Below are 22181 nucleotides of genomic sequence, written 5' to 3' on the forward strand. Positions count from 1 at the left end.
ATCAATGCACTATTGATCTGGCTAGTGCGCTACATTTGGGTACGGGACGAGTCCACTACGTCGGCGGCAGCAGCAAAATTTCTAATTTATTTATCAATCTGTTAGAAACATTACGTCGCACCTCCCGGCGAGCAAAACCATGACTCTGGTCTTGGATAACTGCATCATCCATAAAAGCCGCAAAGTGAAGCGTTGGCTGGCAGCGAATAAGAAGTTCCAGTTGCTGTTCCTGCCGACATACTCGCCGTGGCTGAATCCGATAGAGCGGCTGTGGCTGTCGTTACACGAAACCATAACGTGAAATCATCAGTATCATTACATGTGGCAATAACAGGAACAGGTAAATCAATTTATGAATGCCGCCTGCTGGCTGGGTGGCAGAGCCAGCAGGTCATGGGGCTGGCAGGCTACCGCATCCAGGAAAACCTGCTGTATGGCCGGTTCCTCTACCTTGACGATCTGGTGACCGTCGCCAGGGACTGGGCAGTATGCTAATCAAGGCGCTGTGCGAGGAAGCACTGCGGCAAGATTGCGCTCATCTGATGCTCAATACCGCCTTGAGCAATAAGGTGTGGCTTATGGATAGCTTTGTCGCTATCCGCCATGGGTATAGTTGAAAATCTTGGGAGCGATATGGAACTTCGGCCCTCTCGCTGCTTGCTGGCCGTGGCCGAAGAACGCTGCTCCTGCATCTGCCGCTATAAAGAAAAAATCACGATCGCCTTAGCGGTAATATAAAGTCCGATACCATATGCCAAATGCGTTAAAACACTCATCAAGCGTGCTCGCCCTGGCCGTGGCGTTTTGGCGGCCGCAATGCCAAAACCGAATGCGGGTTGCATAATTAAAAACGGAGCGAACAAGCTCAGCAGCCCTGCCAGCAGGCCGGTTATGAGCGTAGGATACCAGAACCAGTCAGCGCCACGTAGCCCAAGCGGAATGCTGGCGAAAACCACCCCGGTTAAATAATGCATTGCCCAACCAACCGCACCTTCAGCACATCTTGCCGGTGCCGAAGCAATAGCGGCATGCCGAAAGCGCCCCCTCGGCATCCATAAAATCCAGCGGCCGACCCACGCATAGTTCAGCGCTGGAATACGCAACACGTGCTTCTGAAACAGTGTCCAAATATCCATAATCAGCGTTGCGCCGATCCCCGTTATAACCATGCTAAAAATGAGTTCAGTACCCATATGCTATTTCTCATTTACCTGTAAATGTTAAACTGGCGGTCATTGTGCAACTTGAAGTCAGGTTTAAGTCAACGATGAAAGAACTGGATATTGGGCAAGTCGCAAAACTCTCCGGCGTAGTGCCTTCAACGCTGCGTTTTTATGAGAAAAAAGGGCTTATTCGATCTGTTGGCCGTAACGGCTTGAGAAGGCAGTACCATGAAGATGTGCTGATTAAATTGCAGTTAATAACATTAGGTCAGGTTGCAGGGTTCACCCTTGATGAAATGGCCGCGATGTTCGGGCCACAGGATAAGCTGACTATCGACCGGGAAAAATTGCATAGCCGGGCACTGGAGATCGATAACACCATTCGCAAACTCCGGTTGTTAAGCCATGGTCTGAAACATGCAGCTAACTGTACGGAACAAGAGCATACCCAGTGCGCAGAATTCAAGAAGATTGTCGCCCGGGGGCTACGCCTGGCTAACTAGTTATTAAGCCTGGCAAAGCGCTAGAAAAATCCGCAGAAACAGGGCGCTGACGCCAAGCCGCAGAATCGGAGATGGATCGGGAAAATCCCCATCTACACATCAACGAAGGCCCCGTCATCATTATCGACCAGCGACAGGCGGATCTTCCTCGGCTGTCGTCACCGCGTATCCCACTAGCCCAACATTAACGCCCCCGCCAACACAACATCCCTTTCCCGATCTTAAGTCCATTCCCCCCGAAGCCAAACACGAAAGTAAATACGAAACATTTTGTTGACAACGTAATGAGAGTAATTAAAACTATCCCGTACAGTTATGATGCATTGTCTTCATGGTCGTCACGCTTTGCCTGGCGGCCTTTTTAAGGATAAACGCAGCGCCTTATCCATCGGAAATGGCGGCGTTGAATGCCAAAAACAATCATGTAACTACTCCCTAAACACTACAGGACATTTGAGATGATGACGTTATCCCGGGCTGCAAGCCCCTTGTTGTTAAGCCTTGCCATCCTGATTACCGGCTGCTCCAGTAATCCGCCCGTCCGCTATACCGGTATCGACTCGGCGACTAAGCTGACTGCCAATACCGGCGATAACGCCGATCGTATTCCCTATCGCTACGCCCCTCAGGTGGACTGGCAGAAATACAACAGCATCATTATCGATCCGGTCATCCTCTATAACGGAGCGGATAACCAGTTCGGCGATATGGCGCCAGCAGAGCGCCAGCAGCTCGCCAGCTACATGCAGAAAAAGTTTGCCGAAGAATTGCGCCCACGCTTTCGCGAAGTATCCGCCCCCGCACCAGGCACTCTGCGCCTGAAGCTGACCCTCACCGGGGCCGATACCACCACCCAGGTTGTCGGCACGGTAACCAAATTCGATCTGGCCGGCGGCCCCTATAACATCGTACAGTCAATCCGCGGTGGTCAGGGGATGTTCAGCGGTTCAGTAAACTATGCCGTTGAAGTTTACGACGCAGCGACCAACACCCTGCTGCATGCCTATGTCGCCAAACAGTATCCGAACGCCATGAATGTCTCCGCCAGCGTCGGCTCGCTTAGCGCGGCCGAAGTGGGGATCGACAAAGGTGCTGAAGAACTAGCCGGGATATTGAAATAGCCCCCGATCGGGGGCTGAAATTCACTGATTCAAGCGTAAAGAGACAATATCATGAAAAGCCTTTCTGTTCGGAAATGTCATGCGTTGCTGTTACTTCCCGTGCTCGGTTCCGCACCGGCGCTGGCCGATGGCCTGGCGCTGGGGCTTTCCGCCGGGGTGGCCCAAAGCCCGTATCGTGAAACGGATCCCACCGTATTCCCTTTCCCGGTGATCAGCTATGACAGCGACTATCTGTTTTTTCATGGCATCAAAGGCGGTGTGCATCTGTGGAAGGATGATGTCAATCAGCTTGATGTCTTTGCCGCCTATGACCCACGCCAGTTCAGGCCGAAAGACAGTGACGATCGCCGCATGAAACTGCTGGATCGGCGTGACTCCACCGCCGTTGCCGGCGTGGAATACACCCTGCGTACCGATTTCGGCCATTTCAACGCTTCGGTTGCCGGCGATGTCCTGGACAACAGCGATGGTATTTCCGCCAATGCCGCCTACCTGTACCCGATAACGCTCAACGATTGGGAACTGGTGCCTAAAGTGGGCGTGCGCTGGGACAGCAAAGACCAGAACAAATATTACTTTGGCGTTAGCCAGCGTGAATCGCAGCGCAGCGGGCTGGCCGCGTATGACCCGCAAGACAGCTTCACGCCGTATGCCGAGCTGGCGGTGCGTTACCACGTGACACCGGCGTGGACCACCTTTGTCTCTGCCCGTTATGAAGCGCTGCCGGACGAAGTGAAAAACAGCCCAATGGTCGATAAAGACGGTGTGGGCGTGGTTTCCGCCGGCTTCAGCTACAGCTTCTAATCAGCCATGTTGCGGGCAAAGCGGGGGTTATCCCCGCTGGCCCAATGATAAAACGCCACACCAGGGCAAGCCGATGACTGAATGTCATCATTAAACCACAGCGGCAGACCGGTTCTTTGAACCGGCTGCGCTTTTATCGTCTACCACAATGGCTTTTCCGTGCCTGAACATGAAAACATACCCGCATCTGACCGTCTGCCCACAGTGTGACAGCGTCTACCGCTATCGGCCGTATACGGCTGGCAACACCGCGCTGTGCGAACGCTGCCATGCCGTACTCTGGCAGGGCGACGGCCGCGGCATATACCGTGCGCTGCCGCTGACCCTGGCCGCCGCCATCGCTTTTTCCATCGCCTGTATTTACCCGGTGATGCGTGTCGGTTTTCATGGCGTAACCAATGACGTTACGCTTTGGCAGGCCGCATGGGCGCTATCGCCAGGGGAAGCATTCCCGTTGCTGGCGTTGTGTAGCCTTTTTTTGCTGATTGCCGCCCCCTTCCTGCAGATCATTCTGCTGGCCTGGCTGCTGCTGTTTGCCCACTATCGCCGTGCCGCGCCGGGGTTTATCACCATAATGAAAGCGCTGGTCTGGCTGCGCCCCTGGAGCATGGTGGAAGTCGGCGTACTGGGCTTTCTGGTCGCCGCCGTCAAGCTGTCCTCCTTGCTGGAGGTTGCGCCCGCCGCCGGCGGTTGGGCGCTAGCGGCATCGGCCGTGCTGATTATCCTCGTCACCCGCCGAGATCTGCGCCCGCTGTGGGCGCTGTTGCCTATCCGCGAAGAGGCTCATCATGAATAACGCCCCTTTTGCCCGGCAAATGCAGGTTCGCGGCTGCCCCCTCTGTGGGCTGGTTTGCGATGCGCAACCTGGCGCCAGCCATCCCCCACATTGCCCCCGTTGCGGTGCCCTGTTGGCTGGCGGGCACGCGGAAAACCACACGCGCGCCTGGGCCTTTCTGATTGCCGCCATGATTTTCTATCTTCCCGCCAATATCCTGCCGGTGATGTACACCAGCCTGTTTGGCCGGGGTAGCGAAAGCACCATCCTGTCTGGCGTGTTGGAGTTTTGGCGTGGCGGCTCCTATGGCATCGCCGCCATTATCTTTATCGCCAGCGTAGTGATCCCCTGTATGAAGTTTTTATCGTTAAGCGTACTGCTGATCTCGGCCGGCCGAAAAAGCCGCTGGGCCCGGCGTGAACGCACCCGGCTGTACCGCATTACCGAGTGGATCGGCTGCTGGTCCATGTTGGATGTGGTGGTTGTGGCGGTGGTCTGCGGGCTGGTGCGCTTCCATTCGTTGAGCGAAGCCGAGCCACGGGCCGGCATCCTGTTCTTTGCTCTGGTGGTGATACTGACCATGCTGTCAGCCTTAAGTGTTGATCCAAAATTAATCTGGGAAGGTGATGAATGATGCGTCCGCAACCTGGCGAACCAGTGCTTGCCCGCCGGCATTGGCGCAATGCCCTTATCTGGCTGGTTCCGGTGATTGCACTGCTGATCGCCCTCTCCATGCTCATCCAGGCCCGGCTTGCCGCCGGGCCGGAAATCACGATCGCCTTTCGCAGCGCCGCCGGGCTTGAAGCCGGTAAAACGGCCGTCAAATATAAAGATGTCACCGTTGGCACCGTCAAAGAAATTACGCTAAGCAGCGATAATTCACAGGTGCTGGTCAAGGTGCAACTGACGAAAAGCGCGGACAACCTGACCCGTGCCGACACCCGTTTTTGGGTGGTCAGGCCGCGCGTCGGCGTCAGTGGTGTTAGCGGTATCGACACCCTGCTTTCCGGTGCCTATATCGGCGTCGATCGCGGTGAATCGTCCGACAGCCGCACCGAATTTACCGGGCTTGAAATTCCGCCAGCCATCATCAGCGATACGCCGGGCAGCCAGTTCATCATTGCGGCAAACGATCTCGGCTCGTTGGATATCGGCTCACCGGTTTATTATCGCCGGGTTCAGGTGGGGCGCATTGCCTCCTATCAGTTGCGCAAAGACGGTAAGGGCGTCGATCTGCGGGTATTTATCGAAGCCCCCTATGATCGGCTGGTCACCGCCAATTCCCGCTTCTGGAATGCCGGCGGGGTGGATCTTTCCGTGGGAAGCGACGGTTTTCGTTTAAAAACCCAGAGCGTCGCCGCTATCATTGCCGGTGGCATCGCTTTCGCCACGCCGGAAGCAGATTCAACGGCCGGCGAAAACAAACCGACTACATTTACCCTGGCGCCAGACCGAGATACCGCTATGTCTCCGGCCGACGGCCCGGCCATCTCCTTTCAACTGCGTTTTGAGCGCACGGTGCATGGCCTGACCGTCGGCGCGCCGGTGGAGTTTTCCAGCGTAAAAATCGGCAAGGTGGTTTCCATCAATCTGGACTACAACCCGAAAGGTTACCGGTTCCCGACCGTGGTGGGCATAGAGGTTTATCCATCCCGCATGGGGAACGTGCTGAACAAGCTGCCACAGACCACCTCAGACAATGTCGCTCATGAGACGGCCCTGTTCACCCGCGATCTGGTCGCTAACGGCCTGCGCGCACAGGCGGTGCCCAGCAGCCTGCTGACCGGGCAACTGTATATCGCCATTGATTTTGTTCCCGACGCGCCAAAAGTGAAGTTCGATATCTCGGCCAAGCCGTTGCAACTGCCCACCATCAGCGGCGGCTTCGATAAAATTCAGGAACAGATGGCCGGCATCGTAACGAAAATCAATAAAATGCCGCTGGAATCCATCGGCAATAATTTAAACGGCACCCTAAGCGAACTCAGTAAAACGCTCAGCATGGTGAACAACCAGACGTTGCCGGCGGCAAACCGCCTGATGAAGCAAACGCAGAAGACCACGGAAAATGCCCAGGATCTGCTGGCGGAAGACTCACCGTTATTGATTAACTTCATGCAAACGCTGCAGGAAGCCACCCGGACGTTGCGCGCCGTTCGCAGCCTGACCGATCAACTCGATCGCCATCCTGAATCGCTGTTGCAGGGGCGGCCGCGCGATGCCGCCGTATTGGAAAATGCGGGCAATCTCCCCGCGCCCGCTGGAGGAAAACATTGATGAAACGCCCGTTCCGGCCCTGGATCATTAGCAGCGCGCTATTCCTGGCCGCCTGCTCATCACCGCAGGTGCGTTACCACACCCTGGTCAGCCCGGCCCCGCTCGCCAGCATGGCCACGCCGGCGCCGTTTGTCATTGAGCTGCTGCCGGTTGGGGTGCCGGCCCAACTGGATACGCAACAGGTGATCGTCCGCCAGGGGGACAGCAGCGTTGCCGTGCTGGATAACGATCGCTGGCTAAGCCCGCTGGGCGATGAACTCCAGACGGCGCTGTCGGCACACATCACGCAGCGCCTGGCAACGCAGGATGTCTCGGGGCTGGCGCGTGAGGACGATAAACCGGTGGTGCGGATCCTGGTGCAAATCAGGCGTTTTGATAGCTGGCCGGGCAATGCCGCCAGCCTGGATGCGACCTGGAGCCTGTCGACCCGGCGCGGGGAGCAACGCAGCCGGATCGTATGCAGCAGCCATTTAACGCAAAACGCAACCGGCGACTATACGCAGCTGTTTAGCGCCTGGCAGGGCCTGACGGCACAGATGGCGACCCAGATTGCGCAAACCGCCGCGCGCTGGTCAGCCAATAGCGCGGCAACCTGCCAAGGGGAGTAACGGGAAAACGAGCCAAAATGCGTTGCGCAGCCTTTCGCGCAGCGCTCAACACAGCAAATTAACGGCATAAAAAAGCCGGGTAGGTTAACCCGGCCCGGCCAGAACACAACTTGCCGCCTTTTACAGATGGCTGCCGATAGAAAGGCAGCCGCTTAACATCAGCACGGTGGTGATGACACCAATCAAACCAAGGATCTTCATACTGGCTCCTGATTAATAAAAAATACGCTGCTCATCAGAACAGAGACACGCAGCCCGACAGGAGCAGCACGGATGAAACCAACCCTACCAACGCAACAATTTTCATATCCACACTCCATAACCAACCGATTAATTAACTGTACGGTTCAGTTTATTGAATGGGGAAAAATTGTCAAGCCTTATACAGGCCGTCATGTGTGATATCAATCATTGGGCTGCATTGCTGACGTCGGGTTAGTGACAGGAAGGGTGCCTGCGATGGGGAAGAGCAGGCGGGCCGGTACTCACCCAGCCCACCACAGGCTAGTTTTTACTTTCGCCCTGCGGTACGGCGCCGTGGAGGAACAAGCGGACACCGCTGTTGACCATTTGCTTGATCTGCGCCGTGGTATAACGCGGCAATTCACGCTGAAACAGTAAAATGTCCGTCTCCGCCTTCACCAGCGTGGCGAACTGCATCGCCCGGAACATCGGATCGCCGTCCTCCAGCTCACCTTTTTGTATCGCATCGGCCATCACGTGAGCCAGTTTTGCCATACTGTCCTGAATTCCGGATTCGTAAAAAAGTTTACCGATATCGGAATGCCCGGCCTCGCCCACCACAACCCGGTAAATCTGCAGCGCCTGGTTATCGCCGGCCAGCACCTGCAGCATACGTTCACCAAATCGGGTCAGCTTTTGTTCCAGAGAAAGCGCCTCACTGCCGGGTTCCGTCAGTGAATCCGCCGCATCGGCCATAAAACGCGCGCTGTAGGCACGTACGACCGTTTCAAAAAGCGCTTCTTTCGAGGCGAAATAGTTATACAGGGTTGCTTTAGAACCCCCAACGCGTCTGGCGACGGCATCCATCGACGCACGCTCATACCCTATTTCCTGAAAAAGCTGTGCAGCCGCGGTAATGATGGCTTGTCGCCGTTCTTCTGTTAATTTTCTCATCGGTCTCTCGCTATTGTTTTACTGAGATCAAGGACGGCAGTAAGTCAAATAAATAACTAAACAGTGCAGTTAATATGGCCAAGTATGCCATATTTGTGCGTTAAGAGGTAAGACCTGCCCATTATCCATCATAAACCAAGGGTTAAACCAGCAAGCAGCAGCCGGAGATGTGAGCGCTGGCATCGTGCCTTTAACGTGAGGGCAGATTTACCTGGCGGCGTGCGCACAAAAACGCCTCCTGACCAATCAGGGCACGGCCGGCTGTCGTCGATTCCCCGATTGCACCGCCGTTAAAAACCCAAAAAAAGCCGACCGGTGAAAAGGTTCATCAGACAGGATTATTCCTGCATCTGCAAGCCGTTACACCATACCTTCCCCCAGCCGGGGAAAATGTGTACGTATGTGTCGCGATGTTTCCCTTGACAATAATTCCTCCCGCACATAAAACTGTACGGTACCGTATGGTAAAGAGTTTGCCGATTCGCCGGCAAAGCAGGCAACGGCCATTTCCGCGAGGCCGAACCACCCGCGATGACAACGCGATGCGAGGTATTTTTTGTCTGCTATCGGGGCAAGATTTTGTCAATTCAGCTTATGGGTAACATTAATGGCTCTTCGAAAATTTTGCCTCCTGGCGGCGGTCATGCTGGTGGGTTGTGACAACACGCAGGCTCCCGTTTCATCGGTGCCGCCGGTTCAGGTTGGTATTGCGACTCTCCGTGCAGCCCCTTTTAACGTTATCAGTGAACTCCCCGGCCGTACCGTCTCCACCATGACGGCGGAAGTGCGCCCACAAGTGGGTGGATTAATCCAGCAGCGGCTGTTCCGCGAAGGCGATGATGTGAAGGCGGGCCAGGCGCTCTACCAGATTGACCCGGCCACTTACCAGGCTTCTTTTGATCAAGCCGCCGCAGCTCTGAAAAATGCCCAGGCGCTGCTGCGCAGTGACTGCGCCAAAGCCCGCCGCTATGCGCAGTTAGTCAAAACCAACGACGTTTCCCGCCAGGATGCCGATGATGCCCGTTCCGCCTGTGAACAGGATCAGGCCAGTGAAAGCGAGAAGAAGGCGGCACTGGAAAGCGCGCGGATCCAGCTGGCCTGGACAACGGTCAGCGCCCCGATCAGTGGGCGAATTGGTATTTCCAGCGTGACGCCCGGCGCGCTGGTCACCGCGCAGCAAGATACGGCGCTCACCACCATCCGGGCGCTGGACAGCATGTATGTTGATGTCACCCGCTCCAGCGGGGATTTGCTGCGCCTGCGCAAACAGGCCCTGGCGACCAATAATGATACCCTGAGTGTCACCCTGGTTCTGGAAGATGGGTCGGAATACCCAGAGAAAGGGCGCCTGGAGCTCACGGAAGTGGCGGTGGACGAAGCGACCGGCTCCGTTACCCTGCGCGCCGTCTTCCCCAACCCGCAACATCTGCTGCTGCCGGGAATGTATATCCGCGCCAGAATTAACGAAGGGATGGTACAAAACGCCATTCTGGCCCCTCAGCAGGGCATTGCCCGCGATGCGAAAGGCAATGCGACCGCGCTGGTCGTCACGGCAGAGAATAAAGTCGAAAAACGCCAGGTGGCCACCGGTGATGCCGTCGGCGATCGCTGGCTGATCGTCAACGGCCTGCAGGACGGCGACCGCCTGATCATCGAGGGCACCGACAAGGTGAGCGCGGGCCAGGCAGTCAGCCCCGTTGCCGCGGAACAGGCGGGAGGCAAATCCTGATGTTTTCCCGTTTCTTTGTTAATCATCCGGTATTCGCCTGGGTCATCGCCATCCTGATTATGCTGGCGGGCCTGCTGGCCATCCGTATTCTCCCGGTAGCACAGTATCCGGATGTGGCGCCCCCCTCTATCCGCATCAGCGCCACCTACTCCGGCGCTTCCGCCCAAACGCTGGAAAACAGCGTGACGCAGGTTATCGAACAACAGCTGACCGGGCTGGATAACCTGCTCTATTTCAGCTCCAGCAGCACATCGGAAGGCACGGTAACCATCACCGTGACCTTTGCGCAAGGCACCGATGCCGACACCGCACAGGTGCAGGTGCAAAACAAGATCCAGCAGGCGGAATCGCGGCTCCCGACCGAGGTGCAGCAGGTTGGCGTGACCGTGACAAAATCCCAGTCCAACTACCTGCTGATTCTGGCGCTCTACGACAAAACCAATCAGTCATCCAGCGCCGATATTGGCGACTGGCTGGTGAGTAATCTTCAGGATCCGTTGGCCCGGGTGGCCGGGGTCGGCGAGCTGACGGTATTCGGCGGCGAATACGCCATGCGCATCTGGATGGATCCGACCAAACTGGCTTCGTATTCGCTGATGCCGGGGGATCTCGCGGCCGCTATTCAGGCGCAAAACGTGCAGATATCGGCGGGGAAAATCGGCGGCCTCCCGGCGCCGGAGAAACAGCAGTTGACGGCAACGGTGAACGCCCAGTCGCGCTTACAGACGCCGGAACAGTTTCGCAATATTATTATCAAAAACGACAGCGCGGGCGCCATCGTCCGGCTGGGTGATGTGGCCCGCGTCGAAATGGGCAGCCAGGCCTATAATATGACGGCGAAGCTTAACGGCCACCCGGCGGCGGGGCTCGCCGTGATGCTGGCGCCCGGCGCCAATGCGCTGCAAACCTCTACGCTGGTGAAGGAAAAGATCGCCGAATACCAGCGCAATATGCCCGAAGGCTATGCCGTCGCCTATCCCAAGGACAGCACCGAATTTATCAAATTGTCCGTCGAGGATGTGGTCAAAACCCTGATTGAAGCCATCGTGTTGGTGGTGGCGGTCATGTATTTGTTCCTGCAGAACTTCCGGGCGACGCTGATCCCGGCGCTGGCCGTTCCGGTGGTGTTACTGGGCACGTTTGGCGTCCTCTCGCTGTTTGGCTATTCCATCAATACCCTGACCCTGTTCGCCATGGTGCTGGCCATCGGCCTGCTGGTTGATGATGCCATCGTCGTCGTGGAAAACGTGGAACGCATCATGCGCGATGAAGGGCTTGACGCCAAAGCGGCCACGGAAAAATCAATGGCGGAAATTTCCGGTGCGCTGGTGGCTATCGCCCTGGTGCTGTCGGCGGTGTTCCTTCCCATGGCCTTCTTTGGCGGCGCCACCGGCGTGATTTATCGCCAGTTCTCCGTCACCATCATCGCGGCCATGACGCTGTCGGTTGTCGTGGCGCTAACGCTGACGCCGGCGCTGTGCGGCATGTTGCTGCGGCACAATACGCCCCGCAGCAAAGGGTTCTTTGCCCGCTTCAACCGCTTTTATGACAGAACGGAACGCGGCTACCGACGCAACGTTCTGCGGGTGCTGCGGCGCCCGGTCGCGCTGATGATGGTTTACGCAGCGCTGGGCCTGGTGATGGCGCTGCTGATGTGGCGGCTGCCGGCCAGCTTTCTGCCCAACGAAGATCAGGGCGAAATCATGCTCCAGGCTTCGTTGCCGGCCGGCGCGGCGGCCAGCCGCACCGATGCGGTAAACCAACAAATCACCGACTGGTTCCTGAACGAAGAAAAAGATAATACCGACGTTATTTTCACCATCACCGGGTTTAACTACACCGGCAGCGCGCAGAATGCCGGTATGGCCTTCGTCAAACTGAATAGCTGGGATCAACGCAAGGGTGAAGAAGACTCCGCAGCCGCGATATCGGCAAAAGCCACGCGGCAGTTGGCCGCTATCCGTGACGCGCGCATTTTTGCCCTCACCCCGCCTTCCGTTCAGGGGCTGGGCCAGAGCAGCGGCTTCACCTTTGAGCTGATGGCCAGCGGCTCCACCGATCGTGATGAACTGCTGAACCTGCGTAACCAACTGATACAGCAGGCGGCTCAAAGCCCGGAGCTGCACGCCGTTCGCGCCAATACGCTGCCTGAAACGTCCCAGTTGCAGGTAGATACCGACAACGCGAAAGCCGTGGCGCTCGGCCTGGCGCTGAGTGATGTGACCACCACGCTCTCGACGGCCTGGGGCGGTACCTACGTCAATGACTTTGTGGACCGGGGGCGGGTAAAACGCGTCTACCTTCAGAGTGATGGCCAATTCCGCTCTAAGCCTTCCGATTTGGAAAAATGGTTTGTCCGTGGTTCATCGGGCGCAATGACGCCGTTCTCCGCCATCGCCACGACGCGCTGGATCTGGGGGCCGGAAAGCCTGTCGCGCTATAACGGTTCTTCCGCCTATGAGATCCAGGGCGAAAATGCGGATGGCTTCAGCTCGGGCGAGGCAATGGCAAAAATGGAGGCGCTGGCCGACGCGTTGCCGCCGGGTTCCACCTGGGCGTGGAGCGCCCTGTCACTGCAGGAGAAACTGGCCAGCGGGCAGGCCATCAGCCTATATGCCATTTCTATACTGGTGGTCTTCCTGTGCCTTGCGGCGCTTTACGAGAGCTGGTCCGTGCCGCTCTCCGTCATTATGGTCATCCCGCTCGGCCTCCTTGGCGCCGTGCTGGCCACCTCGCTGCGCGGCCTGAATAACGACATCTACTTCCAGGTGGCGCTGCTGACCACCATCGGGCTATCGGCGAAAAACGCCATTTTGATCGTTGAGTTCGCGGAGGCTGCCGTGCAGCAAGGTCTTTCGCTTGGCTCAGCGGCGCTTAACGCTGCCCGCGCCCGTCTGCGCCCCATCCTGATGACTTCGCTGGCGTTTATCGCCGGCGTGGTGCCGCTGGCGCTGGCTACCGGCGCCGGCGCCAACAGCCGTATCGCCATCGGCACCGGTATTATCGGCGGCACCCTTACCGCCACCCTGCTGGCCATCTTCTTCGTGCCGCTGTTCTTTGTACTGGTAAAAGGCGTTTTCCGCCGTCGGGTTAGCGGAGGTTCACAATGATACGTTTCACCCCTGTTTTCCTGGCGCTGTTTCTGGCGGGCTGTGTCTCCCTGGATCCTGAGTGGCAACGCCCCGCCCCACCGGTTCCGGCCGTATGGCCGGGCGCCACCGGGCAGGCATCGGCGAACCCGGCCGCCGCTGAACTGGCGGGCTGGAAACGCGTGATTGCCGATCCGCGCCTGCAGACATTGGTCGGCCAGGCCCTGCATAGCAACCGGGATTTGCAGAAAGCACTGGCTGATATCGCCGCCGCCCGGGCGTTGTATGCCGAACAGCGCGGTTCACTGTTTCCGGCGCTGGATGCCGATCTTAGCCTTACCCGAAGCCGCACGCTGGCATACGGCGTCAGTGAAAGCGCCGAGGCGCAAGGGGCCATATCCAGCTTTGAAGTGGATTTGTTCGGCCGTAATCAAAGCCTGACGCGCGCCGCCCGGGAAACCTGGCTTGCCAGCGAATATACTGCATTGAGTACGCGCCTCACCCTAATCGCCGACACTACCACTGCCTGGCTGACGCTCGCCGCCGACAACAGTAACCTGGCCCTGGCGAAAAACACGCTGCAGTCTGCTGCTGATTCGCTGGCCGTCACGCTGCGCCGCCAGCAGGCCGGCGTAGCGGCCAGTTCTGATGTGGCGCAGGCGCAAACGGTCTATCAACAGGCGCGGGCGAGCGTGGCCAGCTACCAGACGCTGGTCATGCAGGATAAAAATGCGCTTGATTTGCTGGTCGGCGCCAGCGTGCCGGCCTCGCTGTTACCGGGTTTACTGGAATCGTTGACAGATGACAGCATCGTTCTGGTGCCTGCGGGCGTGTCGTCTTCCGTCCTGCTGCGCCGCCCGGACGTTCAGGAAGCGGAACACAATCTAAAAAGCGCAAACGCCAACATTGGCGCCGCGCGGGCCAGCTTCTTCCCGAGCATTACCCTGACCGCCAGTGCCGGCGTGGGCAGTGATTCACTCTCCAACCTGTTCAGCCACGGCTCACGCATCTGGGCATTTTCACCTTCCGTCACCCTGCCCTTGTTTGCCGGCGGCAGCAATCTCGCACAGTTGCGTTATGCGCAAGCTCAGCAGCAGGGGCTGATAGCCACCTATGAAAAAACCATTCAGTCTGCCTTCCGGGATGTTGCTGACGCACTTGCCCGCCGGGAAACGCTTAACGAGCAACTGGATGCCCAGCGCAACTATGTCGCGGCCGCACAGCAAGCGTTGGATTCAGCAGAGCGCCTTTATCGCGCCGGCTCTGCGGATTACCTGAGCGTTCTGACCGCCCGGCGATCCCTATGGTCAGCACAGGAACAGTTGATTACCCTGCAGCAGACCGACTTGGAAAACCGTATTACCCTTTGGCAATCCCTGGGAGGCGGTTTCAGCTAAGCACAACCTGGCTAAGCCAAACGCCAGACATGTACTAGGATCTGGTCATTACCATTGAAGTTCGTGTTGAATATCGGCTGACCCGCAAAAGAAACCGGGTCGTTAGTGAGAGTAATAAGAGGTGGTAAAAATGAAGAAAGTCGCTTCCCTACTGATACTGAGTGTTGCCTTGGCAGGATCGCTGTCAACGTTCACTGCGCAAGCCGATGGGCGTGGCCCTGGCGATCAGCCAATCAAACAGCCGCAACATCAACAGTCTCCGCAACATCAACAGACTTCGAAACATCAACAGGCTCCGCAACATCAACAGGCGCCGAAACATGCCGATAACCGGCAACAAAATGTAAAACATCCACAATCCAGGGACCATTTCACCTGGAGCGGCCATGACTTCCGCAAAGGGAAACCCGTACCGCAAGGTTTCCGCGCGGATAACTACAGGGTAAAAGACTGGCGCGCACGCGGGCTTTATCAACCGCCACGCGGCCAGAACTGGGCGTATATCAACGGGAATTATGTCCTGATCGCCGCCGCTACCGGCATCGTGACGGCTATCCTGTTAGAAAGCGTCAACGGGCATTAACAGCAACAATCACAGATAGGCTGATGGAGGATGGTTACGCAAACATCCTCCCTCTTCTACGATCGTTTTTATTTGCTGCCGCTAATCAAAGTGGCCCTATATTTTCACGCGTAGAATATTCTCAATATTCCTTTTCATATCCCAGAGCCCGTTGATTTTCAGTAAACAGTGACTAGACTGTACCGAGCAGTTCAGATGCTTATTACTGACATCATGCATCTACTGACTCTCTGGACGATGGGATAATAAAGACCTTATACGGGGAAGAATCATGAAAAAACTAACCGCTATTCTCTGCCTGACTTCAGTGCTTTTGTTGAGTGGCTGCATAGTCGGCGGGCACGGCCATCCGGACAGACATCATGGTGACAACCATGGAAATCCCCCCCATCATTCGGATGACCGAAAGCGCTGATACTGCCAGTGAGAGCTATGAAGCATTCGGTCTTTAGGGTTAATCAACGCGAATCGTCCTAAGGGAAATCGAAAACCGCGTGATGCGGGAGCACACGCGGATTATTTCACGGGTTTTATACGGTTTAAATAGTATCTGGCCGTGGTTGAGGTTTTGTTTAAAACATATATGATAATATCGCATTTTATTCTTATCTAAGTTTATTCATCGGGCTTTTAATGCTAAAGATATTGAGTGGTTCAATATATGCTTTACTCATATTCTCAATGACGCCAGCTGATGCAAACGAGATAAATTTATACTCAGTCAATACGGGTTCGTTTGTCTATCATATGACAGGGAATCATGGCCAGTATAACGAGATGTTTAACAACCACTTTTTCTCCGTTGAGCGCAAGCTGTCAGCAGACTCAAAATACAGCGTATTAATTGGCACGATGAAGAACAGTTTTGACGATCGTTGTTTATCCCTGGGGGCCAGGCGGGACTGGATATCATGGGATAGCGGCTGGACGTTTAAGGGCGTATATGCATATACCGGCGAGTTCTTCTTTAGTACATTCAGCCATTGCGGGGATGCGGGGACATACAGGACGGCCAAGAAATTGACCGGCATAGGCTTCTCCCCCTATATCTACCATGCGGTCCAATACAATTTTACCGATCGCTTTGCTATTGAAGGCGGGATCATTTTACCTACCATATTCGCCATGAGTGTACAGTGGAGTTTCCGATAATTTCACAACGCCTGGTTATTCCCGGCTATAGCCTCTCTTTATCTTCCGCGAGAATTAATTATCATAAAATGAACGGCCAACCAGATAATAAGAGAGCCAGAGCAGCAGCATTAAAATATAGGGTATGAATACCGATGAGCATCACCCCGCAAACTTCCGCAAACTCTGGCCCAGAGGTTAAAAAAGGAAACCCAGTCGGAGGCTGATACTGGTGTCTTGCCTGAACCCCTGCTCAACCGACAGATCTCGCCCACCGGATACCTGAAGTTGCATTTTCGGCGTAATGAAATGAGAAGCCGAAATACGCATGTAAGTGCTATCGAGCTTGTCATGCTGGTCCTGGCCGTTAATGCTGCTTTGCGCACCGGTTATCCAGCCACCGCCAATGCCAAACTGCGTGGCGGGCGTCAGGTTATAACGCAAATAGGCCTGGTATTCATAACGGGGCGTTTGCTTCAGCGTGGCTTTATCCGCACCATACTCGTTATTTCTGCTCACCCACGATACGTCCGCACCGGTTTCAAACGCCCATGAATCAGAAAAATGGTGTATCCATACTCCCTGGAGCAGATAGCGCCAACGGTTTTCACCGGCGTTTACCGATTTTTCATTGTCATATGCCCCGCTCGGCAGATAAATAAACGGTGCCAGTGAGACAATGTTCACGCCAGCGCCAGCCAGATCGAACTTGAACGGGACGCCCAGTATGATATCCCCCATTCCTGATGATTCCCCAAGCGCACTGGCATCCCCCAACGCGCTGGCCTTGATCAAGGGCAGGATCATCTGCGGTTCGATGCTGATATTTTCCTGTGGGCGGAAGGCATGTATAAAACGCAGCAGGCTTGCTTCGGTACGCAGCCGATAATCGCCCTGTTGCTTATTGCCCTGCGAGAAATAGGCATCACTGTGGGCGTATTGAAAATATGCCAGCAACAGGCTCTTATCTGCCGGCAGCATTTCATAATCGCCCGGAGAAAACTCCAGCGCATAAACCGGCTGGCTGAGCAGAGCGGCAAAAAGCGCTCCGAGACTACCACAGACTTTTTTCATGACGACTCCCCACAGCGCTGCCCTAAAAGGCCCGTTTTCGGATGACAGTTGATGTATTCAAAGTGTTGCGCGCTGGCAGGCACTACGGCGATTTCATGCCATAAGCGAAGCGAAATATTAAAATTCAGCGCTTTCACATAGCGCATAAATTCTCCGAATATGGCGACATGCGTCGGATGACTTTTTGCCCAAAGCTCCAGCGCCGCCATATCGGTAAAGTGGGCCAGCCCGAACGTTTTTTCCGTCTTGCCATTCGTGGCTGAATCGATCACCGCCATATAACGGCAGCTCAGGCATCCTACGGTATGGCCCTGGTCTCTAAGGAAGTGCATGCCCTCGCGCAATACCGGTTCAACGTCGGTAATGTATTTTGTTCTTTCATCCTCGCGCGTATCGGACCAGTCCTGCCCGGAGCGAATCAGGCAAAGGTTCTGCCGGCCAGACAGTACCACGCGTTTCCCCGATGATTTCCGGCTTTGAGCCTTTTGGCTCCCCTCCAATTGGGTTTGTTGGGCCGCTGGCAGGCGGTCCCGGGCGCTGCCCCAATAACCGTGCTCAATCATCTCGCCGCTCATTCCCTCACCAAGACAGGCAACGCCTTCAGGCGCCCCCTTATCAGAGAAAATCGTTTCAAAACGGTCCGACTCGGGGCTAACCACTTCCAGAAAGAAACCGTATTCGCCATTTTCCCTTTCCGCTGATGCCCACCATTCGGAAAACAGGCTGCTCTGCTTCCAGTTCTGAAACTGCTCTGGGGATGACCAGTAGGCAATGGCCATCAGGTTGTGAAATCCCATTTCGTCCGTGCATGAGGCCATGTCCCAGTGCGCAGGGCCGTCAGTTAACGAAAAACGGTTAATCACCTCTTGCAGGGCCGACGGATTAATAACTTCCTCACCCTGAACGCCAAAATAAGCCATCACGACCTGCCCGGTAAGCGGGGGAAAACGGGCGGTCCAGGCCGGAAAAGGTGGATGATGGCCTTCGGGCAAAGCGGCCGGATAGTGGCGCAACACACGCAGATGTTTTGGAATAGCAGATTCCATACTATTCATCCTCCTCTGCGGGTAATTCACCCAGCAAATCAGATGCCGGTTCCGTTTTGACTACCGGCGTGTTAGCCGAACAATTAAAAAGCAGCCGGGTTACATCCGGGCGGGAATAGTGGCCTACCGGATCGGCGGCAAACTTGGCGAAGGTGATTGCGGCGGGATCCAGCGTCGCAATGAGCAGCCCTTCCTGATTTTCTTCCAACGGGGGGGCCAAATCTCTTCCATCAGGGCCGTAAATACGGGCATGGCCGCCGCCAGCGCTGAGCAGTTGTTTTTTGGTGTCATCAGGGCAGAGTTGGTCGATCATTTCATGGGAAACAATCGCACAAGGGGCGATAACGAAGCATTGCCCTTCCGCAGCATAAAGGCGTGAGGCCGCCGTGTTTACTTCAGGGCCCAGTGCGGCCGTTGCACTGGTATAAAGGCTGAAGCTCGGCCAGGCGGCGATGTGAATCTCTTCATGCTGTGAATACATCGCATAGCGTGAAAGCGGCTGCAGGTGTTCCCAGCAGCAGAGTGCTCCGAGGATACCCAGTGGTGTTTCCCAGGTGGTTAGCGAAGAACCGTCGCTTTCACCAAAAAGTGTGCGCTCAACGTGCGTTGCCTTGAGCTTACGCCGCGTGCCAATCGTTTCTCCGTCGCTGCCAATGATCCACTGAGAGATATAAAGGCTGCCGTGGTCACGTTCACTGAAGCCCAGAACGACCTGGATAGTGTTTTCCCGTGCAGCATTTGCAATGCGTTTTGCCTGCTCACTGTCCAGCACCAGCGAGTTCTGATGATACTGATAAACCAGAGGCATGTTGGCTGCGGGGGAATCCAGCCACAGAAACCATGGGTACCCAGGTATCCATGTTTCTGGAAATGCGATGAGTTCTGCGCCTTTACCGGCTGCCTCTTGAATAAACTCAATCGTTTTATTAACCGTGCCTTCCAGATCCATGAACGCCGGGGCAGCCTGTACGCAGGCCACGGTAACAGGTTTGTTCATCATGCTTCAGTCTCCAGGTGAGTAAAATAAGCAGGAAATAGATATAACTTCCCGCTATCACGGAGCGATATGACATAAAGGAAGTGATGCTTGTCTGGTACGGAACACGGGTTTGGCGCGCGGTTTGCATAAGGTCTTTCAGTGACGACTGGGGGGCTGGCATGAATATTTTTGATACCGCTGATGTGATATACGCCGACCGGACTGACTACTGGCGCGACGCCATCAGCAGAACGTTCGTTCCTCTTGAATGCGCTTTTGCCGGGAGCACGAAAGCGGGAACGATCAGAACGGGTTCCTGGGGGAATCTGCGAATATCAGAGATAAATTGCAGTGCTCAGGACGTAGTGAGAGCGCGCAAAGGCGCGGAGAATCATCCTGACAACCTGATACTGTTGAGTTTTGTCAGCGAAGGAACAACGGCTGTGGTGCAAGCGGGGAATCATGCCTGTCTCGGCCAGGGAGAATTCGGGCTTTATAACACGCGTTTTCCTTATGAGCTGCACCTCAATGGTGAGTCGCGGCAGCATGTGGTGCAGATACCCGGTGAACATCTCTGGCAGAGGCTGGGGAAAACGGATCGCTTTGTCGCAAGCACGTTTGGAAAGCATCATCAGTTAATGCCATTTCTGCAGATGTTTCTAAATAACCTGATGACGCTGCCAGACGATATTCCACAGAAATATGCGGCGATGCTTTATGACCAGTTTCTGGAACTGCTTACCAGCATCATTTCCGACGAGAGCAAGCTGCGCAAAGGCGGTGCCGGTACATATCATGGGCTGCTGTTCCAGATAAAAATAATGATCAACAGCCATCTTGCTGAACACACTCTCTCCGCGGCAACGGTTGCAGAGTCATTTAGCATATCATCCCGTTATCTGAGTATGCTTTTTCAGAAAGACGGCATCTCTTTCGGCAAATATCTGCTAAACCAAAGGCTGACAAAATCCGCAGAAGCACTGCGGTCTTCACTGCATGCAAATACACCGATCAGCCAGATTGCCTGGCGTTACGGATTCAGTGATATGTCGTATTTTTCCCGTGAGTTCAGGGCGAAATTTGGCTGCTCGCCTACGGACTATCGGCATAACTCTCGTGAGGCGGATAATCCCTGTGGCGCCGACGCTTAAAAATAAAAATATGACATTATTAAAACAGTGATATTCATTATCAAACGCAAACGGCAAAAATAGGGTACTGATTGCGTTTATAAACAGAGACCGATCTTCTCAATCATACAGAGCACTTTATTGGAGATCTGATAGGATTTTATCTGGTGGAACGCTGCCAAGAAAGGTATGAGCGGAAGGATTAATGACAACCATCGCCGGCGTCGCGTTTACACCCAGCCTGTCGGCAAGTGCTGACTGGTTTTCAATCAGGCGGGTACATTCTGCCGTGCTGTCATTACTCGGTAAAAAACCGGTCATGGCGTTTTGTAAGCTCTTTTTACGGTCTGAAGAACACCAGACTCGCGCCATATCAGCAATCACTGAATCGCGAATGGCACCAGGCGTTACGGTAAGAAATGACATCGTCAGGCCCGCATCGGTATATTTCTTCACATTTTTAACGACATAACTGCAATATACACATTGATCATCGATAAAGACCAGAAGCCTGTACTTTTCCACTGCTGATGGATAGGTGATAGGTTCAAGTGCAGGCAGAGAACGAATAATATCTGCATATGCCTCACCGACGGTAGTCTCTGGAGCCGGCTCAGCCGCTGACAAGGCAGCAAAACTCACGGTGAATAATACCCCCACCATTAACATTTGAAGAAACTTCATTATTTATACCTTCTAAACATATTTATCAAAATAACAATTGTTATAATTCCATTTATTTCACTTGCATTTATCCATATAAACACTTCCCATACCGGATTAATGAGAGCACAAATTTAAGATACGCCAAAGTTCACAGCATAGGAATATGGAAAAATCCACAATATGTCGAAGTTATTAGTATATCGCGGTTTGCTTAGATCGAACGATTGGTCATGCCATGGTGGGCTGTGATTTTTGTAACAGGTGACAGCCAACCAGGGTAAAATTCTTCAGTGGTTGGCATTAGTCTGGGCGGCGCCATTTAGCGGTCGTCCGCCGGGGAAATAAACCGCATCCGTCAGCGGTTCGTTTACTTTAACTACAGCCCTTGCCGCAGCCAGCGATACAGTTCCATATTGCGCCTGAAGCCCATTTTGCGCATCACGCTCATTTTATGGTTGCTCACCGTTTTAATACTGATTGTAAGCCGGGAGCCAATTTCCGACAGCGACAGCTCCTGCCGCAGGAACATCATTACTTGTTTTTCCCGCAGCGTTAGCGCGTGTTGCGTGCAGGCACAGCGGCTTATTGGCACAGGCTGATCCACTCGTTGCCCGCGGCGGCGTTCCAGCCCGCAGGTAATAACCTGCAGCGCCGCAGCGATGGAAAAATCATGCTGGATCACACCCGCCTGTAGCGCACAATCCGCCCAGCCGTTTGTCCTGTCATGGGGCTGACGGATCGCAAAACACAGTGGGCTAAAGCCGGGTTTGAGGCCCTCATACAGGCAAAAACAGGTGGGTATACCGGAGGGGAAATACTGGAAAATCATATCCACGCCGGGGTATTGCACCGCCACGCGCCGCACGGCGATCCCCGATCGGCCAAAATAGGCGCTGATGGCCGCCAGCAGCCCACTGGCGAAATAGGCATTCTCATCAAATATAGCTACTGTTATTATTGGACGCATAA

Annotated in this window: 22 protein-coding genes and 1 pseudogene; 16 read left to right on the forward strand and 7 right to left on the reverse strand. The window is 55.0% G+C overall.

What is annotated here, in order from left to right:
• Positions 1-17 precede the first annotated feature (17 nt).
• The 3 genes and pseudogenes from ACN28Q_RS07640 to ACN28Q_RS07650 all read left to right on the forward strand — a co-directional run.
• Positions 18-298: pseudogene (locus ACN28Q_RS07640) on the forward strand (transposase); the annotation flags it as partial.
• The gene (locus ACN28Q_RS07645) at positions 298-495 is read left to right on the forward strand and encodes a hypothetical protein (RefSeq protein WP_230469454.1); all 198 of its coding nucleotides are present in this window, start codon (positions 298-300) and stop codon (positions 493-495) included. The pseudogene ACN28Q_RS07640 and the gene ACN28Q_RS07645, both read left to right, overlap by 1 nt.
• On the forward strand, positions 489-617 hold the full coding sequence (locus tag ACN28Q_RS07650) for a hypothetical protein (RefSeq protein ID WP_230469455.1): 129 nt from the start codon (positions 489-491) through the stop codon (positions 615-617). Before ACN28Q_RS07645 ends, ACN28Q_RS07650 begins: the two co-directional genes overlap by 7 nt.
• An 81-nt stretch (positions 618-698) precedes the next feature.
• Here ACN28Q_RS07650 and ACN28Q_RS07655 read toward each other — a convergent pair whose 3' ends face one another.
• Positions 699-1193 carry a DUF2938 family protein gene (locus ACN28Q_RS07655; RefSeq protein ID WP_095845803.1) on the reverse strand — a complete coding sequence of 165 codons (495 nt, stop codon included), beginning with the start codon at positions 1191-1193 and terminating at the stop codon, positions 699-701.
• 74 nt (positions 1194-1267) lie between these two features.
• On the opposite strand from ACN28Q_RS07655, the gene ACN28Q_RS07660 reads away from it, so the two are divergent.
• The 7 genes from ACN28Q_RS07660 (at position 1268) to ACN28Q_RS07690 (ending at position 7251) form a co-directional block, all read left to right on the forward strand.
• Entirely contained in the window at positions 1268-1666 is a 399-nt protein-coding gene (locus tag ACN28Q_RS07660; protein WP_095848950.1) for a helix-turn-helix domain-containing protein, read from the forward strand.
• 458 nt (positions 1667-2124) lie between these two features.
• Positions 2125-2787, forward strand: coding sequence for a DUF3313 domain-containing protein (locus ACN28Q_RS07665; protein ID WP_095845804.1), 663 nt, complete (start codon positions 2125-2127; stop codon positions 2785-2787).
• A 51-nt stretch (positions 2788-2838) separates the two neighbouring features.
• Entirely contained in the window at positions 2839-3591 is a 753-nt protein-coding gene (locus ACN28Q_RS07670; RefSeq protein ID WP_095845805.1) for a MipA/OmpV family protein, read from the forward strand.
• 169 nt (positions 3592-3760) lie between these two features.
• Positions 3761-4387, forward strand: a complete 627-nt coding sequence (locus ACN28Q_RS07675; protein WP_095848951.1) for a paraquat-inducible protein A — start codon at positions 3761-3763, stop codon at positions 4385-4387.
• Positions 4380-5000 (forward strand): paraquat-inducible protein A, encoded by a 621-nt coding sequence (locus ACN28Q_RS07680; protein WP_095845806.1) that lies wholly within the window; start codon positions 4380-4382, stop codon positions 4998-5000. The genes ACN28Q_RS07675 and ACN28Q_RS07680 overlap by 8 nt, the downstream gene beginning before the upstream one ends.
• A complete protein-coding gene (locus tag ACN28Q_RS07685) occupies positions 4997-6643 on the forward strand; it encodes a PqiB family protein (protein ID WP_095845807.1) in 1647 nt (548 codons plus the stop codon). Before ACN28Q_RS07680 ends, ACN28Q_RS07685 begins: the two co-directional genes overlap by 4 nt.
• Positions 6643-7251, forward strand: a complete 609-nt coding sequence (locus tag ACN28Q_RS07690; RefSeq protein ID WP_095845808.1) for a PqiC family protein — start codon at positions 6643-6645, stop codon at positions 7249-7251. Before ACN28Q_RS07685 ends, ACN28Q_RS07690 begins: the two co-directional genes overlap by 1 nt.
• A 504-nt stretch (positions 7252-7755) precedes the next feature.
• On the opposite strand, the gene ACN28Q_RS07695 is transcribed toward ACN28Q_RS07690, so the two are convergent.
• Positions 7756-8388, reverse strand: coding sequence for a TetR/AcrR family transcriptional regulator (locus tag ACN28Q_RS07695; RefSeq protein WP_095845809.1), 633 nt, complete (start codon positions 8386-8388; stop codon positions 7756-7758).
• Between the two features lie 607 nt (positions 8389-8995).
• Between ACN28Q_RS07695 and ACN28Q_RS07700 the strand changes: the two genes are divergently transcribed.
• From ACN28Q_RS07700 to ACN28Q_RS07720, 5 genes are all read left to right on the forward strand, one after another.
• Positions 8996-10117, forward strand: a complete 1122-nt coding sequence (locus tag ACN28Q_RS07700) for an efflux RND transporter periplasmic adaptor subunit (RefSeq protein ID WP_095845810.1) — start codon at positions 8996-8998, stop codon at positions 10115-10117.
• Positions 10117-13227: an efflux RND transporter permease subunit gene (locus ACN28Q_RS07705; protein WP_095845811.1), complete on the forward strand. Its 3111-nt coding sequence runs from the start codon at positions 10117-10119 to the stop codon at positions 13225-13227. Before ACN28Q_RS07700 ends, ACN28Q_RS07705 begins: the two co-directional genes overlap by 1 nt.
• A complete protein-coding gene (locus ACN28Q_RS07710; RefSeq protein ID WP_095845812.1) occupies positions 13224-14603 on the forward strand; it encodes an efflux transporter outer membrane subunit in 1380 nt (459 codons plus the stop codon). Before ACN28Q_RS07705 ends, ACN28Q_RS07710 begins: the two co-directional genes overlap by 4 nt.
• A 130-nt stretch (positions 14604-14733) precedes the next feature.
• Positions 14734-15186: an RcnB family protein gene (locus tag ACN28Q_RS07715; protein WP_095845813.1), complete on the forward strand. Its 453-nt coding sequence runs from the start codon at positions 14734-14736 to the stop codon at positions 15184-15186.
• A 633-nt stretch (positions 15187-15819) separates the two neighbouring features.
• Positions 15820-16338 carry a hypothetical protein gene (locus tag ACN28Q_RS07720; protein ID WP_095845814.1) on the forward strand — a complete coding sequence of 173 codons (519 nt, stop codon included), beginning with the start codon at positions 15820-15822 and terminating at the stop codon, positions 16336-16338.
• A gap of 177 nt (positions 16339-16515) precedes the next feature.
• Here ACN28Q_RS07720 and ACN28Q_RS07725 read toward each other — a convergent pair whose 3' ends face one another.
• From ACN28Q_RS07725 to ACN28Q_RS07735, 3 genes are read right to left on the reverse strand one after another with little or no spacing between them, the layout of a single operon-like run.
• Positions 16516-17391: a transporter gene (locus tag ACN28Q_RS07725; RefSeq protein WP_095845815.1), complete on the reverse strand. Its 876-nt coding sequence runs from the start codon at positions 17389-17391 to the stop codon at positions 16516-16518.
• Complete coding sequence (locus ACN28Q_RS07730) at positions 17388-18437, reverse strand: phenylacetaldoxime dehydratase family protein (RefSeq protein WP_095845816.1); 1050 nt, start codon at positions 18435-18437, stop codon at positions 17388-17390. Before ACN28Q_RS07730 ends, ACN28Q_RS07725 begins: the two co-directional genes overlap by 4 nt.
• 1 nt (position 18438) lies before the next feature.
• Entirely contained in the window at positions 18439-19386 is a 948-nt protein-coding gene (locus ACN28Q_RS07735) for a carbon-nitrogen hydrolase family protein (protein ID WP_230469456.1), read from the reverse strand.
• A 209-nt stretch (positions 19387-19595) separates the two neighbouring features.
• On the opposite strand from ACN28Q_RS07735, the gene ACN28Q_RS07740 reads away from it, so the two are divergent.
• A complete protein-coding gene (locus ACN28Q_RS07740) occupies positions 19596-20567 on the forward strand; it encodes a helix-turn-helix domain-containing protein (RefSeq protein WP_095848953.1) in 972 nt (323 codons plus the stop codon).
• Between the two features lie 117 nt (positions 20568-20684).
• Here the strand turns inward: ACN28Q_RS07740 and ACN28Q_RS07745 are convergent, their stop codons facing one another.
• Both ACN28Q_RS07745 and ACN28Q_RS07750 read right to left on the reverse strand, forming a co-directional pair.
• Entirely contained in the window at positions 20685-21230 is a 546-nt protein-coding gene (locus tag ACN28Q_RS07745) for a thioredoxin fold domain-containing protein (RefSeq protein ID WP_095845817.1), read from the reverse strand.
• A 358-nt stretch (positions 21231-21588) separates the two neighbouring features.
• The gene (locus ACN28Q_RS07750) at positions 21589-22179 is read right to left on the reverse strand and encodes a response regulator transcription factor (protein WP_095845818.1); all 591 of its coding nucleotides are present in this window, start codon (positions 22177-22179) and stop codon (positions 21589-21591) included.
• Between the last annotated feature and the right edge of the window lie 2 nt (positions 22180-22181).

Source organism: Gibbsiella quercinecans, from assembly GCF_002291425.1.
Lineage (GTDB): Bacteria > Pseudomonadota > Gammaproteobacteria > Enterobacterales > Enterobacteriaceae > Gibbsiella > Gibbsiella quercinecans.

Coding starts and splice junctions, on each gene's coding strand:
- ACN28Q_RS07660 (WP_095848950.1), top strand. CDS start 1,268: ATGAAAGAACTGGATATTGGGCAAGTCGCAAAACTCTCCGGCGTAGTG.
- ACN28Q_RS07665 (WP_095845804.1), top strand. CDS start 2,125: ATGATGACGTTATCCCGGGCTGCAAGCCCCTTGTTGTTAAGCCTTGCC.
- ACN28Q_RS07740 (WP_095848953.1), top strand. CDS start 19,596: ATGAATATTTTTGATACCGCTGATGTGATATACGCCGACCGGACTGAC.
- ACN28Q_RS07685 (WP_095845807.1), top strand. CDS start 4,997: ATGATGCGTCCGCAACCTGGCGAACCAGTGCTTGCCCGCCGGCATTGG.
- ACN28Q_RS07675 (WP_095848951.1), top strand. CDS start 3,761: ATGAAAACATACCCGCATCTGACCGTCTGCCCACAGTGTGACAGCGTC.
- ACN28Q_RS07655 (WP_095845803.1), bottom strand. CDS start 1,193: ATGGGTACTGAACTCATTTTTAGCATGGTTATAACGGGGATCGGCGCA.
- ACN28Q_RS07710 (WP_095845812.1), top strand. CDS start 13,224: ATGATACGTTTCACCCCTGTTTTCCTGGCGCTGTTTCTGGCGGGCTGT.
- ACN28Q_RS07725 (WP_095845815.1), bottom strand. CDS start 17,391: ATGAAAAAAGTCTGTGGTAGTCTCGGAGCGCTTTTTGCCGCTCTGCTC.
- ACN28Q_RS07695 (WP_095845809.1), bottom strand. CDS start 8,388: ATGAGAAAATTAACAGAAGAACGGCGACAAGCCATCATTACCGCGGCT.
- ACN28Q_RS07670 (WP_095845805.1), top strand. CDS start 2,839: ATGAAAAGCCTTTCTGTTCGGAAATGTCATGCGTTGCTGTTACTTCCC.
- ACN28Q_RS07720 (WP_095845814.1), top strand. CDS start 15,820: ATGCTAAAGATATTGAGTGGTTCAATATATGCTTTACTCATATTCTCA.
- ACN28Q_RS07700 (WP_095845810.1), top strand. CDS start 8,996: ATGGCTCTTCGAAAATTTTGCCTCCTGGCGGCGGTCATGCTGGTGGGT.
- ACN28Q_RS07735 (WP_230469456.1), bottom strand. CDS start 19,386: ATGGATCTGGAAGGCACGGTTAATAAAACGATTGAGTTTATTCAAGAG.
- ACN28Q_RS07730 (WP_095845816.1), bottom strand. CDS start 18,437: ATGGAATCTGCTATTCCAAAACATCTGCGTGTGTTGCGCCACTATCCG.
- ACN28Q_RS07680 (WP_095845806.1), top strand. CDS start 4,380: ATGAATAACGCCCCTTTTGCCCGGCAAATGCAGGTTCGCGGCTGCCCC.
- ACN28Q_RS07690 (WP_095845808.1), top strand. CDS start 6,643: ATGAAACGCCCGTTCCGGCCCTGGATCATTAGCAGCGCGCTATTCCTG.
- ACN28Q_RS07750 (WP_095845818.1), bottom strand. CDS start 22,179: ATGCGTCCAATAATAACAGTAGCTATATTTGATGAGAATGCCTATTTC.
- ACN28Q_RS07745 (WP_095845817.1), bottom strand. CDS start 21,230: ATGAAGTTTCTTCAAATGTTAATGGTGGGGGTATTATTCACCGTGAGT.
- ACN28Q_RS07715 (WP_095845813.1), top strand. CDS start 14,734: ATGAAGAAAGTCGCTTCCCTACTGATACTGAGTGTTGCCTTGGCAGGA.
- ACN28Q_RS07705 (WP_095845811.1), top strand. CDS start 10,117: ATGTTTTCCCGTTTCTTTGTTAATCATCCGGTATTCGCCTGGGTCATC.
- ACN28Q_RS07650 (WP_230469455.1), top strand. CDS start 489: ATGCTAATCAAGGCGCTGTGCGAGGAAGCACTGCGGCAAGATTGCGCT.